The organism is Rahnella selenatireducens (genome assembly GCF_046449555.1).
GTDB lineage: Bacteria > Pseudomonadota > Gammaproteobacteria > Enterobacterales > Enterobacteriaceae > Rahnella > Rahnella selenatireducens.
In genome coordinates this window covers 167209-181206 of the sequence record NZ_JBKEZJ010000011.1, presented here as the reverse complement: position 1 = coordinate 181206, position 13998 = coordinate 167209, and the positions used below count along the sequence as shown (strand labels likewise).

Sequence of the window (13998 nt, the reverse complement as noted above, 5' to 3'; positions counted from 1 at the left end):
GCCGCGAACCCGCCGTTTTATTTCGTCACCCTGCCAGATCACCAGCGTCGCCACTTCATCCAGCACTTTTTCAAACCCGATGGCCGGGTCGCTGCTGACCAGCACGACGCCCAGGGTAAAGAGCTCGGAGTAGCTTTGGGAAAGGGTAAAATTCAGGACGGCGAAAGTGCCTTTGGGGGTTTTTCCGACATTGATGGTAAAGCGGGTTCCGTTGAGTGGCATGATGTCATTCCTTCGATGCACGGGGGATAACGCCCTGCGTGAAACATACAGGGCGTTGATTTATAACCTGAAGGATCAGGCTTCCAGCGGTGCGCGCCAGTCGTCTGCGCCAGAAGTACCGGCAGAAACGTGTTCCCATTCAATTTTGCGATAAGCCAATGAGACTTCGATCAATTGAGTGAATTCGCGTTTTGCGGGATCCTGGCAGTGCGGCATATGACAGTTGATATCCACAATGGTGGAATCCGTCAGACGGGTCGTGAAGAAATGTTCCTGCTTACCTTCAACGGAAGTACGGAACCATTTTAGCTCGGTCGTTGGCAACATTTCGCCTGAGGCCAATGCGTTGTAAAGCAACGGAACCGCTTTGTTCAGCGCTACGGTGAAAATAAAGGGTTTATGTGCGCGCTGACCCGCAGGCTGACCTGATTGAGGATCAGTAGGAACGGTCACAATATGCTGAAATTCCTGCACCAGCATTTCATTTTCGTGTCCCTGCACATAAATGTTACCCACAGATTCTGACGTGAAAGCGCCAGCGGTAATATTTCCCTGAGTCTGACCATTCATTGAAATATAACATGGGGTTGGCATCGTAAAACTCCTTGTAAATAATACATACCATTGATTTTAAATTCCCCCCAATTCATGAAACTATATAGAACCTGACATTTTCCATATGGAAAAGATAAAGAAACCATACATCAAAGATTAGGTTGATTTTCGGAAATAACTTTCCAAAAAATCCGTATAGAAATGCAACGATGAAATGAGGTCGGCAGTAAAATAACACCTAAACGTAAACTAGCAAATAATTAAAAACGAAAAACCCTATAATTTAAACTATGAATAAACGCTCAATAACCATATGAATAAACGATACAACCTCATTAATCACAAGTTAAATACAACAAAAACAAGGTATTAAACTCACCACTAAGCAAGCTGTAAATCCGATTTTTATTTTTTTACTAATAGTTATGTACAAAAAATTTTTTATAATGGTAATTTAGTCAACCTTGAGATTTAAATAACAAACCATCATCTAAACCACGGCATTGATAAAGCCGCATATACTTTATCAATGAAAGCCATAATATAATTCTCTGGCATATCACGTTAAGGACGATTCAATATGAGCAATACCAAAGACGGCAGTGTCGCCCCCAAAGAACGGATTAATATTCGCTATGTACCCAAAGCGGACGGATTAAGTTCCGAAGTAGAATTACCTCTAAATCTTCTGGTGGTCGGTGATATGAAAGGCCGCCCGGAGGATGCTCCGATAGACGAGCGCTCTGCAATTTCTGTGAATAAAAACAACTTTAACTCTGTGATGGGTGAAACAGGGATCAGTCTGAACTTCAGCGTTGAGAACTCGCTAAGTGACAAGAAAAATCAGGATATTCAGGTCGAGCTGGATATTAAAGCGATGGAGGATTTTTCCCCGGATAACATTGTTAAGCAGGTACCTGAACTGAGAAAACTTTTGGAGTTACGTGAGGCGCTGGTCGCTCTAAAAGGACCGATGGGTAACGTACCCGCATTCCGTACTCAATTACAGGCGCTTCTGGATCAGGAAGAATCACGTACGCAACTCCTGAAAGAGCTCGATATCGTCAATAAGGCGTAATTTTAAAAGGGATTTTTACTATGTCATTACATGAAGAACTGTCTGCATCCGTAGCGGAATCTGGCGTACAGCAAAAGTCACTTCTCGATGAAATTATGTCGCAAACCCGCATCCAGCCAGAATCTGATGGTTACGATATTGCCAGACAAGGGGTCGCGGCATTTGTGTCCAATATTCTGGAATCTGGCAGCCATACTGAACCCGTAAACAAACTCGCCGTCGACCGCATGATTGCTGAGTTGGATAAGAAACTCAGCCAGCAGATGAATAACATTTTGCATGCCGATGCATTCCAGCAAGTTGAATCGTTCTGGCGCTCAATGAAATTACTGGTTGATCGCACTGACTTTAAAGAAAATATTAAAATCAATATCTTGCATGCAACGAAAGAAGAGTTGCTGGAAGATTTCGAGTTTGCGCCAGAAATCGTGCAATCCGGTTTTTACAAACACGTTTATTCATCCGGATATGGACAATTTGGCGGTGAACCGATCGCATCCATCGTCGGCAGCTACGCGTTTAACAACTCAGCGCAAGATATGAAACTGCTGAATTATGTCAGTGCTGTCGGTGCTATGGCTCACGCCCCGTTCCTGACCTCCGTTTCACCAGATTTCTTTGGGCTTAACTCCTTCACTGAACTGCCTACCATCAAAGACATTTCATCAATTTTTGAAGGCCCGGCATACACCAAATGGCGTGCATTAAGAGAAACAGAAGATGCGCGCTATCTGGGGCTGACAGCACCGCGCTTCCTGCTACGTCTGCCCTATTCGCCCGTCGAGAACCCGGTTAAAAAATTTAATTATCAGGAAGATGTCAGTCACCACCATGAAGATTACTTATGGGGTAACACGGCATATCTTCTGGCAAGCAGCCTGACGGATAGCTTTGCCAAATACCGCTGGTGTCCGAATATTATCGGTCCGCAGAGTGGTGGCGCCGTGAATGACCTTCCGGTTCACATGTTTGAAGCATTAGGACAAACGCAGGCTAAAATTCCGACTGAAATTCTGATCACCGATCGTCGCGAATTCGAACTCGCCGAAGAAGGATTCATCACACTGACCATGCGGAAAGGCAGCAATAATGCCGCATTTTTCTCCGCAAACTCCGTACAAAAACCACGAAAATTCCCCGGCACACCGGAAGGTAAAGTGGCTGAAACGAACTATAAGCTGGGGACCCAACTCCCTTATATGTTCATCATCAACCGCCTGGCTCATTACATCAAAGTCCTGCAACGTGAACAAATTGGCTCGTGGAAAGTACGAAACGACCTGGAACGTGAACTGAATAACTGGATAAAGCAATACATCGCGGATCAGGAAAACCCACCTGCTGATGTCCGCAGTCGTAAACCATTACGCGCTGCAAAAATTGATGTGCTGGATGTGGATGGCGATCCGGGCTGGTATCAGGTCGCAATTTCTGTTCGCCCGCATTTCAAATACATGGGTGCCAATTTCGAACTTTCACTGGTTGGAAGACTGGATAAGGAATAACCATGATGATGCCAGGCCGGAAAAAGGATGTTTCTGCCAGTTTGTTTGAGCGTATTGGAGGGGAGACATCCGGTTTCTCTCATTCCAAACAAGTCGAGAGTTTACAAAAATCGATTAAACGCAATCTGCGCAATATTCTGAATGCCCGGCCTGGCAGTTGTCAGAGCTCCCTGGATTTAGGCGTTATCGACCTGAATGATGCAACGGCAACGTCTGCCGATTTTCGGAAAACAGTGGAACAGGCTATTCAGGAATGTATTGAGCATTACGAACCACGAGTGAAAGAAGCTGAGGTTCAGGCGCTCAATAATGAAGGATATAACCCGATGGATCTTAATTTCCATATTGTCGCCCATGTGGATTTTAACGGCCTTCGAAGTGTCGTCGAATTCAATATGCAACTCGATAACCATCACCACTATCAACTGGATTAAGTGCCATGTCATTTGAGGAAAAATATTTCCGGGAAGAGCTCGATTATTTACGCCAGTTAGGGAAACTGCTGGCTAAAGAAAAACCTCATCTGGCCCCGTTTTTAGCTGAAAAAGAAGCGGATCCTGACGTCGAGCGTCTGCTGGAAGGTTTTGCTTTCCTGTCTGGCAACATGCGTTCAAGAATTGAAGATGAATTCCCTGAGCTCACCCACAGTCTGCTTAATATGTTGTGGCCTAATTATCTTCGTCCTACTCCCAGTATGACGATTATGGAATATGTCCCTGATCCTAAAACTGTGACGACAGCATTTAAGGTCTCTGAAGGCGCTCAGGTTATGAGTCCTTCGGGCGAAGTCACGGGTAAAAGAGTCGATAACGGCTCTGCGGATCCAGTCCCTTCATGCAAATTTAATCTGGGCCGGGATATCTGGTTACTCCCTCTGAGCCTGGAGAGCGTGGCCACGAATAACAGCCATAAACATGGCATGCTCGACATCAATTTCCTGACCGGAAAGCAACAAAACATTAGCGCCTTAGATTTTGGAAAAATACGCTTATGGCTTGGCAACGACGATAACTACACGCGATACCAACTCTATTTATGGTTCTGCGAGTATATGACCGACGTCGAGCTCATTATTGGAGAGAAAACAATACGCTTGCCTGATTTCAGGTTATACCCTGTTGGTTTTGAAAAAGAAGATGCCTTACTCCCGTACCCTAAAAACGTTTATAGCGGTTATCGCGTATTACAGGAATACCTCTGTTTTCTGGACAGCTTTTTCTTCTTCGATATTACCGGAGTACAATCTCTGCCGGAGGATTTATTAGCTGAACAGTTCACTCTGCGTTTACATTTTTCACGTCCGTTATCACCAGATTTGAAATTAAGACAAGACTCACTTCGTTTATATTGCACCCCTGCCGTTAATCTTTTTTCAGAAAGTGCAGAGACGATTATTCTGGATGATGCCTCTACACAATATTTTTTAGAAGCTCATCATCAGACTGCAGAATGCTACGATATTTTCTCCGTAGACAGTGTGCAAAGTGGCTTACGTAATATAAAAAGGAACGGAAAGTCTGCTGAGACGATTACGCATACTTATGTGTCTTTCGAAAGTTTCCAGCATCAGGTGGAATATGCTCAGCAACGCGAAGCTTTGTACTACCGCGTGAAGACGCAAAGTTCACTGACCAGCCCTGGTTTTGAGCACTATATTTCTTTTGTTCATGGTGACGGTACGCACCAGAAACAGAAATGTATCGAAGATAATGAAGAAATTGTTTCCATTACATTAACTTGCACGAATCGTGATCTCCCGGCCCAGCTAAAAATTGGTGATATTAATCTGGCGAGTGGTAAAGATCCGGCCATTACTTCATTCCGTAATGTGACCAGACCCTCGCTGCCTTTATATCCCATTCTTGATGGCAGCCTGCACTGGTCATTGTTGTCTAATATGAGCCTGAATTATTTGTCATTATTAGATCTTGAAGCATTAAAGCAGGTACTGCGCACTTACGATTTGCCGGGGATTCATCATCCTCAGGCGGCACGATTATCTCAGCAGAAACTGGATGCCATGGAGCAAATTGAAACCCATCCGGTTGATCGCCTGTTTAAAGGTGTGCCTGTCCGCGGACTGGCCTCTACGATATCTATCCGGCAGACACCTTTTGTTTGCGAAGGCGACTTGTACTTACTGGGCACCGTGCTTTCACATTTCTTTTCGCTCTACGCCAGCGTGAACAGCTTTCATATATTGAAAGTGATCAATATCGATAATCAGGAGTGTTATGAATGGCCGGAAAGAATAGGTCAGCACGCGCTGATTTAATGACAAATATCCCGTTCAGCGATGTTCGCCGTTATAACTTTTACGCGCTGGTGGAGGCAATCCATAAACAGACGGGGACTTATGAAAATATCTCCCTGCAGACAGAGCCACATGAAGAAGCGGTTCGCTTTGAGGCGGATGCCAGCATCGCTTTTCCCATCAGCGATGTGCAGTCACTCAGCCTTAATAAATCCAACCAAATCATCATGACGACAGCATTTCTGGGGTTACATGGGAGCCAGTCTCCTATGCCGGGATATTACCTCGATAGTCTTGCCTGGGAATCGGCGCAAGGTGAAAGGAAGCTCACTGATTTTTTAGATATGTTTTCCCACCGATGGACACAATTTATCTATCACATCTGGCGGAAATATCGATATTACGTCTGCTTTCGTAATGGGGGAACGGATGATTTTTCTCAGCGAATGTATTCACTGGTCGGGTTAGGAAGCCAGAGCATCCGTGGCCGCATGGCGATCAACCACAGCAAAATGCTGGCTTACGCTGGCGCACTGGCAAATCCGGGACGCTCACCGGAGGTGATTTGCAGCCTTATTTCACACTGCTTTGACCTTGAAGAAGTGACGTTACAAGGCTGGCAATTGCGAAGGATGAATATTGCTCCTGAGCAACAAAACCGTCTCGGCAGCCGGGGAATTTGCGGCTGTAAAATTAATGGAAAGTCGGTGCTGGGTCAGAATTTTTCTATTGGGAGCTCCGTACCGGATCGTGGTGGGAAATTCCTGTTATGCATCGATAACTTATCTCGCGAACGTTTCCTTTCCTTCCTTCCGAATGGGGAAAACTTCCTGCCTTTGACGCTCTTTGTCGCGTTCATATTGCGCGATCAGTTTGCCTGGGATTTACGCCTGGGGATCGCGCCAGATCAGGTTGGTGGGATGACGCTAGGTAATGAACAAAATTCCCTGCTGGGATGGACGAGTTTTCTTGGAAAACCGGCCCGGCATCCTCACGTGAAAATTACCGTGAGATCGTAATTAAAACATATAAATGGAGCGCAGTATGGCAAAGGATACACAACAGCAGCCATCACTCTCATTACAGATTTTGAATGGTAATGAACTGGAAAGTGGTCGGGCGGCAAAATGCCTTTTCAATGCGGACGGCGGCGATATTGGTCATACAGAAAGCTGCCACTGGTCAATTCAGGATCGGCAGAAAACCATCGGGGAAAAATGCTGTGTCATCAGCTGGCATGATGCCGCTTTTTGCCTACAAAGCTTCGCTAAAAATTTGCTGATCAATCAGTCTGGCGTCGCTCATAACTCAGGGCTAATTCGTCTCAGACAAGGGGACGAAATCCACATTGGCTCTCTTCGTATGAAAGCGCAGTTTCATCTTGGTGATGAGGTGAACTATGACATGCAAAATGCCACACCCGAAACCATTGTTATGAATCGCGATCATCTGACAGAAACGCTGTTAACGACTGACGGACAGCCTGCTTACCAAAACACAATACCTTATCGTGAAACGGCTCCGACGTTAGTTAACCGCTTTCCTCAGGATCCGCTTGCGGCATTACAAAAGGAAAGTCTGACCACTCTCCATGCCGAATTTTCTGCGTTCGATGATCCTTTACATATGCAGTATTCCCAGCGGATCCATCCGACCGCGCCAGGTTCTGATATCGCCCCAAAAGGCGGAATAGATAATCCTTTTATGGATTTACCCGATACGCGAAATAACCCGTACCCCCTTTCGGAAGATGACGTTAATCGTCAGAAAAATGATCTGACTTACCGGCATGTCGCCATCACCCCGCTGATGCGCGGATTGGGCCATGCGGTTCCGCTGACTAACTCCCAGGATGCAGATGACTTTTTGGAAGAAATTGGCCGGACATTACAAGCCGCAGTGAAGGGGTTACTCGATTTACAATTCCAGCAGAACAGCCTCTCCGATAAGCATCTGCGTCCTTTAGAAGACAATCCATTACGTCTGAATCTTAATTACGAGTCAGCGCTAAGTGTGTTGTTTGCCGATCAAAAAAGCCCGGTGCATCTGTCGGCTCCGGCGGCAGTTTCAGAAAGCCTCCGCAATATGAAATTACATAACCAGGCGAATCAGATAGCCATCGTTGAAGCCCTGAGAATGATGCTTGATGCCTTTTCGCCAGAGCAATTGATGCATCGTTTTGCGCAATACCGCCGCAGTCACGAACACCGGCAGGATATGGATGATGCGTGGGCGTGGCGTATGTACTGCAACTACTACGCGGAGTTGGCGTCAAGCCGCCAGCTTGGTTTTGAAAAACTCTTTAACGAAGTCTACGCCCAGGTTTATGACCGCGTATTGCGTCAGGCGAACCGGGAGACAAGCACATCATGAGAGGGCGTTTTCTCTTGTCAATTTCACTGATATGCCTGATGTCTGGCGCTATCACAGGTTGCCAAACCATTAAGAAAATAGGCCAGGTTATCGGTGATCCTGACATTAAGGTGGGTGAAAACGCGGCTCAACCTTCTGACATGACCGTCATGTTGCTCACTGAACCCGACATCAACCCTAATGACAGTGGCGAGCCTTCTCCGGTGAGCATCCAGCTCATTTATATGAGTGAAGATTCAAAACTTCGGCAAGCCGATTTCGATCAGATCACCACCAACAAACTGGATGATGTTCTGGGTAAAAACTACATCGATCACCAGGATTTCAATTTACTGCCAGACACCATGAAAACATTACCGCTAACGAAATTAGAGCCGACCACACGTTACATCGGCGTGGTGGCCTATTTTTCAGACGATCAGGTAACCGAATGGAAATCCATTGAGCGCGTTACAGGCATTGGCCACCACTACCACCTGCTGGTCCATGTCCGTGACAACAGTATCGAATTAAAAAATGAGGATGAATGATCGTGGCGACCATGAAAAATAAAGTGATCTGGCAGGAAGGGCTGTTTGTGAAGCCTCAGCATTTTCAGCAATTTCAGCGTTATAACGACTATGTGATTCACAATCGTTTGTCGGCAATCAGTAATTTAAACTGGGGATTTACCGAACTCGATATTGACGAAACACAACTCAAACACGGCAAGATCAGTCTTAACAAAGCCACCGGTTCCATGCCAGACGGCACGGTATTTAGCATTCCTGACCAGGACATTCTGCCAGTTCCGCTGCTCATCAGTGGGATGGGCTCTGCCGTCAGCCGGGATATTTTCCTGGTTTTCCCCATCATCAGTGACGTCATCAATGAAGTGGAAGGCATGCACAGTGCCGGGCAAAGCTCCGGACGTTACCGGATCAATTACAGCGATGTTCGCGACCTCCACACTAATGAAGGTGATGCCAGCCAGCTGGCACTGGGTCAGTTAATTCCACGCTTGATGACCGCCGCAGAAGATCTGAGCGCCTGGGTCACAGTCCCTGTATGTCGCATCAAAAATCGTCATGCTGATGGGCGTCTGGAGCTGGACCCCGATTTTATTCCGGGCAGCCAGACCGTTCGGGCCAGCACAACATTACGCAGATATCGGGATGAAATTACCTCAGCGCTGGCGAGCAGAGCCTCAGAGCTGGCCAGCCGGATTGGCTCCCCTTCGCAGCAGGGGATCGCGGATGTCGCTGAATTTATGATGCTGCAAATGTTCAACAGAAATCAGACGAAATTTACTCACAGGGCAGCATTGTCGACACTGCACCCGGAAGCGTTTTATTTGGATCTGATCTCACTGTATGGCGAGTTGGTGACATTTACTGAAGATACCCGTTTGCCCGATAAGCTTGAATCCTACCGCCACGATAACCTGACCGCGACGTTCGACCAGATAATGCCGCGCCTGCGAAAAGCGCTGGGAACCGTTCTTGCACCAAGAGCGATGAACCTGCCATTTAGCTACATGGATGGCATCTATGTGGCTCTTGTGAATGACGCCACGTTACTTCAATCGGCTAACTTTGTCCTGGCGGTCAAATCTCAGTTGCCGCATGAGATATTGCAACGCCAGTTTATTCAGCAATCGAAGATCAGCTCAGTCGAAAAAATACGCAATGTGGTCAGCGTACAGGTTCCTGGCGTACCGTTAGTCATGCTGTCAACGGCTCCCCGGCAGATCCCTTACCACGCCAATTACGTCTATTTCTCTCTGGATAAAAACAGTCCTGCATGGACAGAAATAATGAAACAAAGCGGTATCGCGCTGCACGTATCGGGATCTTTCCCTGAACTGGATCTTCAGCTTTGGGCAATAAGAGGATAACGCAATGAGCGAGATGCCATCTGTTACAGCCATTCCCCCGGATGATGCCAGTGAAGAAGGCCAGCGCCAGTATCGCCTGACATTACGTGGCAACAGCCTGAACACTATGATTGACGCCGCCACCCCGTTGCTCGGGATGGTGCTTCGCCTGAAAACGATGAGTAGCCGTGGGTTGCCTGAGCATCTCTTTGGTCAGGTTGTCACTGACATTCGTGCCATCGAGCAACTTTTGCAAAATTACAGCTACGAGCCGGGCACGATTATCTCTTTCCGTTACGTGCTGTGTACTTTTATTGATGAAACAGCGCTGGGCCAGGGCTGGTCGGCACAGAATGACTGGATAAAACAGTCGCTGCTGGTGCATTTCCACAATGAAACCTGGGGCGGGGAAAAAGTTTTTATTCTGCTGGAAAGGCTGATGGGGGAACCCAAACGTTATCAGGATCTTCTGGAGTTTTTATATCTGTGCTTTTCACTCGGCTTTCGCGGGCGTTACAAAGTCAGCGCTCAAAATAACGATGAATTCGAGCAAATTTTTCATCGCCTTCATCACATCCTGCATCAGCTGAGGGGAGAAAGCGCTTTTCCCCTGCTTCATCAAAACAAGAAAGGGGCAAACAGCGCTTACCGCCTGATTCAGCGGCTGAGTATTAAACACCTTCTGGCGGGTGGCATCGCAATTTTGGCTGTGACCTACCTGTTCTATTTGCTTCGTTTGAACACACAGACTCAGGATATTTTGCTTCAACTGAACAACCTACTGAGATAGGAAAAAGGAGTTTTCTATGATCCAGATAGACTTACCCGTATTAGTCAACCGGCTGAATATTATATCAAAACAGTCATTAGAAATGGCCGCTGCTGAATGTGTGACGCAGCAGGCAATGGAAATTACCGTTGCACAAGTACTGTCACAAATGCTGATGACGCCACGCAGCGATGTACGCGCCATCATCGAACAAACCGACATCGATATCGATGAGTTACATGATGCGCTCAGACTGGCCGGGGAAGATCGGAGTCACGCAACCGACAGTTATCCCAGTTTTTCGCCACTGCTGGTCGAATGGCTGAAAGATGCCTGGCTTCTGGCTTCTGCAGAAATGCAGCTTTCGCAATTACGTGGAGGGGTTCTCCTCCTCGCTTTGCTTCATACCCCGCTCCGTTATGTTCCCGCGGGTGCTGCGCAATTACTGACGCGCATCAATCGCGATTTATTGAAATTAGAATTTGCCAGCTGGACGAAAAACTCTGCGGAATCAGTCATTTTAAATGACGAGATGCAAAGCCGGAGTCTGGTCTCGGGCGAAGAGAGCCTGCTGGCCCGCTATTCCAGTAATGTCACCGATGACGCGCGCAATGGAAAACTCGATCCCGTTCTGTGCCGGGATAATGAAATTAATCTGATGATCGATATTTTATGCCGCCGGCGAAAAAACAATCCGATTGTGGTCGGTGAGGCAGGCGTCGGAAAAAGTGCACTCATTGAAGGATTAGCCCTGCGTATTATTGCCGGGCAAGTTCCTGAAAAGCTGAAAAATTCGGAACTGGTAACGCTTGATTTAGGAGCGCTCCAGGCTGGCGCATCTGTAAAAGGAGAATTCGAAAAACGCTTCAAAGGCATCATGACCGAAATCAGTCAATCCGCGACGCCCGTGATCTTATTCATCGACGAAGCCCATACACTAATCGGCGCAGGCAATCAGCAAGGGGGGCTGGACATTTCCAACCTGCTAAAACCAGCCCTCGCCCGTGGAGAACTGAAAACTATCGCCGCGACGACCTGGAGCGAATACAAAAAATACTTCGAAAAAGACGCCGCACTTTCACGACGTTTCCAGCCCGTAAAAGTCACCGAACCGACCGCCGCTGAGGCCACGATTATTCTGCGCGGGCTGGCATCCGTCTATGAGGAATCACATGGTGTGCTGATTGATGACGAAGCCTTACAGGCAGCGGCAACACTCAGCGAACGCTATCTGTCAGGCCGTCAGCTTCCAGATAAAGCCATTGATGTACTAGACACTGCATGTGCGCGGGTCGCGATTCATCTTTCTTCCCCGCCGAGGCAGATTTCTGCCCTCACGACGTCCACACATCAATATGAAGCTGAAATTCGTCAGCTTGAACGCGAACAACGTATAGGTTTACATCAAAACAACACGCGCCTGAATGAGTTGCATCAGCTTTACGAAGAAACCCAGATTCAGCTGAATGAACTGAATATCGGCTGGCAGCATCAGCGCGATTTGGTGCATCAGATAATCTCACTGCGCCATGAATTATTGAGCCTGACGGATGCTGAATCGGATAACGAAGAAGCGCTGAAAAAACATGAAAAGCTGACGGTATTGATGGCAGAACTGGAGGGTCTGCACCAAACCCGAACGCTGGTCTCACCGCATGTCGATAAAGGGCAGATCGCCTCAGTTATTGCAGAATGGACAGGCGTACCGCTTAACCGTTTATCGCAAAGCGAAATGGCTCTGATCACCGATCTGCCAGTTTGGCTGGGTGAAAAAATCAAAGGTCAGTCACTGGCGATTGCGCATTTACATAAACATCTGCTAACCGCCAGGGCTGATTTGCGCCGCCCCGGCCGCCCGTTAGGCGCGTTTTTACTGGCAGGCCCCAGCGGGGTCGGCAAAACTGAAACCGTGCTGCAACTGGCTGAATTACTGTTCGGCGGTCGCCAGTACCTCACCACCATCAACATGTCCGAATTCCAGGAAAAGCACACCGTTTCGCGCCTGATTGGCTCGCCTCCGGGCTATGTCGGCTACGGTGAAGGGGGTGTTCTGACGGAAGCTATCCGCCAAAAACCTTACTCGGTCGTCCTTCTTGATGAAGTAGAAAAAGCGCATCCCGATGTATTGAATCTTTTCTATCAGGCATTTGATAAAGGCGAGATGGCCGACGGTGAAGGCCGTGTGATTGATTGTAAAAACGTGGTGTTCTTCCTTACCTCAAACCTGGGTTATCAGGTGATTGTTGAACATGCTGGTAATCCGGAGCAACTGCAAGATGAGCTGTATCCGATGCTGGCTGATTTCTTCAAACCCGCCCTGCTGGCACGTATGGAAACCATCCCGTTCCTGCCGTTATCCCGCGAAACATTAATCACGATTATTGCGGCAAAACTGGGAAGGCTGGAAACGCTGCTCAATCAGCGATTTGGCGCAGAAGTTATCATCGATACCGAAGTCAGCGACGAAATCATGCAGCGGGTTACCCGCGCTGAAAACGGTGCCCGCATGCTGGAATCCGTAATCGACGGCGAAGTATTGCCGCCTCTGTCTCTGTTGCTGCTTCAGAAACTCGCCGCCGGTTCAGCCATCAGTCGCGTTGATATTGGCGTCACTGAACACCGCTTCACTGCGAATATTCAGGAAAACCTTACTGAGAATGCAGGCGAGTTATGCGTGGAGTAACGCTGGCCTTCCTGTTGCTGCCTTTCGGTTCAGGGCAGGCATTTTCTGACACGTTAAAGCCAGAACTCAGCCCAGCAGAATCAACGCTAAAAGCGATGTCTTCCTGCCGGGCTGAACCCGCATCCCTTGAGCGCCTGGATTGTTATGACCGGTTATTAACACCGCTTTATCCAGATTTCTCCGGGGCAGTGGTCAAGGCCAAAGTACAAGGAGAAGCCTGGCATCGTGCATTTTCTCAGGAAGCACAGCGTGACGATCACTCGACTCAATTTCTGACGAGGATGACCGACGGTGATCGCCCTTCGGTGGTGATCACCACACCTGCGCTGGGGAGTCTGCCGCCACGCCCCGTGCTGATGTTCAGCTGTATCGACAATATCACCCGCATGCAGATCGCATTACCTAAACCGCTCATTATCCAGCCAGACATAAAGATGACCACGGAAAAAACTCACCTTGATGCCCGCTGGTTTTTGCGTGAAAACGATTCGCTTCTGGAGTCCAGTCGCGGGTTGCCGGGAATTGATGAGATTAAACAGCTGTTTGGTGCCAAAACGCTGACGGTAACATTTAACACCTCTGACCATGACGCGACAGCCAGCAAAAATGCCGCGATTTCATCACTGACTTTCACGATCAGCGATCTGGAAAAGACGCTCGAACCAATGAGGGTAGCCTGCCACTGGGCGAACTAGTTATACCGA

General features: G+C 47.8%; 12 protein-coding genes and 1 pseudogene. 11 read left to right on the top strand and 2 right to left on the bottom strand.

The window, feature by feature from the left end:
• Both ACLBVC_RS18265 and ACLBVC_RS18260 read right to left on the bottom strand, forming a co-directional pair.
• Nucleotides 1-222, bottom strand: a pseudogene (locus ACLBVC_RS18265) (type VI secretion system tip protein VgrG); the annotation flags it as partial.
• 75 nt (nucleotides 223-297) lie between these two features.
• Nucleotides 298-816, bottom strand: a complete 519-nt coding sequence (locus tag ACLBVC_RS18260; RefSeq protein ID WP_104924329.1) for an Hcp family type VI secretion system effector — start codon at nucleotides 814-816, stop codon at nucleotides 298-300.
• A gap of 541 nt (nucleotides 817-1357) precedes the next feature.
• Here ACLBVC_RS18260 and tssB point away from each other — a divergent pair.
• From tssB to vasI, 11 genes are read left to right on the top strand one after another with little or no spacing between them, the layout of a single operon-like run.
• The gene (gene tssB / locus ACLBVC_RS18255; RefSeq protein ID WP_410150789.1) at nucleotides 1358-1855 is read left to right on the top strand and encodes a type VI secretion system contractile sheath small subunit; all 498 of its coding nucleotides are present in this window, start codon (nucleotides 1358-1360) and stop codon (nucleotides 1853-1855) included.
• 20 nt (nucleotides 1856-1875) lie between these two features.
• Nucleotides 1876-3360, top strand: coding sequence for a type VI secretion system contractile sheath large subunit (tssC, locus tag ACLBVC_RS18250; protein WP_410150788.1), 1485 nt, complete (start codon nucleotides 1876-1878; stop codon nucleotides 3358-3360).
• A gap of 2 nt (nucleotides 3361-3362) precedes the next feature.
• Nucleotides 3363-3794 (top strand): type VI secretion system baseplate subunit TssE, encoded by a 432-nt coding sequence (gene tssE / locus ACLBVC_RS18245; RefSeq protein WP_410150787.1) that lies wholly within the window; start codon nucleotides 3363-3365, stop codon nucleotides 3792-3794.
• Nucleotides 3795-3799: 5 nt separating this feature from the next.
• Nucleotides 3800-5635, top strand: a complete 1836-nt coding sequence (gene tssF / locus ACLBVC_RS18240; protein WP_410150786.1) for a type VI secretion system baseplate subunit TssF — start codon at nucleotides 3800-3802, stop codon at nucleotides 5633-5635.
• Nucleotides 5599-6633, top strand: a complete 1035-nt coding sequence (gene tssG, locus ACLBVC_RS18235; protein WP_410150785.1) for a type VI secretion system baseplate subunit TssG — start codon at nucleotides 5599-5601, stop codon at nucleotides 6631-6633. Before tssF ends, tssG begins: the two co-directional genes overlap by 37 nt.
• 25 nt (nucleotides 6634-6658) lie before the next feature.
• Complete coding sequence (gene tagH, locus ACLBVC_RS18230; protein WP_410150784.1) at nucleotides 6659-7987, top strand: type VI secretion system-associated FHA domain protein TagH; 1329 nt, start codon at nucleotides 6659-6661, stop codon at nucleotides 7985-7987.
• Entirely contained in the window at nucleotides 7984-8517 is a 534-nt protein-coding gene (tssJ, locus tag ACLBVC_RS18225; RefSeq protein WP_410150783.1) for a type VI secretion system lipoprotein TssJ, read from the top strand. The genes tagH and tssJ overlap by 4 nt, the downstream gene beginning before the upstream one ends.
• A 2-nt stretch (nucleotides 8518-8519) precedes the next feature.
• Nucleotides 8520-9863 (top strand): type VI secretion system baseplate subunit TssK, encoded by a 1344-nt coding sequence (gene tssK / locus ACLBVC_RS18220; RefSeq protein ID WP_410150782.1) that lies wholly within the window; start codon nucleotides 8520-8522, stop codon nucleotides 9861-9863.
• 4 nt (nucleotides 9864-9867) lie between these two features.
• Nucleotides 9868-10632, top strand: coding sequence for a type IVB secretion system protein IcmH/DotU (gene icmH / locus ACLBVC_RS18215; protein WP_410150781.1), 765 nt, complete (start codon nucleotides 9868-9870; stop codon nucleotides 10630-10632).
• 16 nt (nucleotides 10633-10648) lie between these two features.
• Complete coding sequence (gene tssH / locus ACLBVC_RS18210) at nucleotides 10649-13294, top strand: type VI secretion system ATPase TssH (RefSeq protein ID WP_410150780.1); 2646 nt, start codon at nucleotides 10649-10651, stop codon at nucleotides 13292-13294.
• On the top strand, nucleotides 13282-13989 hold the full coding sequence (vasI, locus tag ACLBVC_RS18205; protein ID WP_410150779.1) for a type VI secretion system-associated protein VasI: 708 nt from the start codon (nucleotides 13282-13284) through the stop codon (nucleotides 13987-13989). The genes tssH and vasI overlap by 13 nt, the downstream gene beginning before the upstream one ends.
• Nucleotides 13990-13998: the final 9 nt, after the last annotated feature.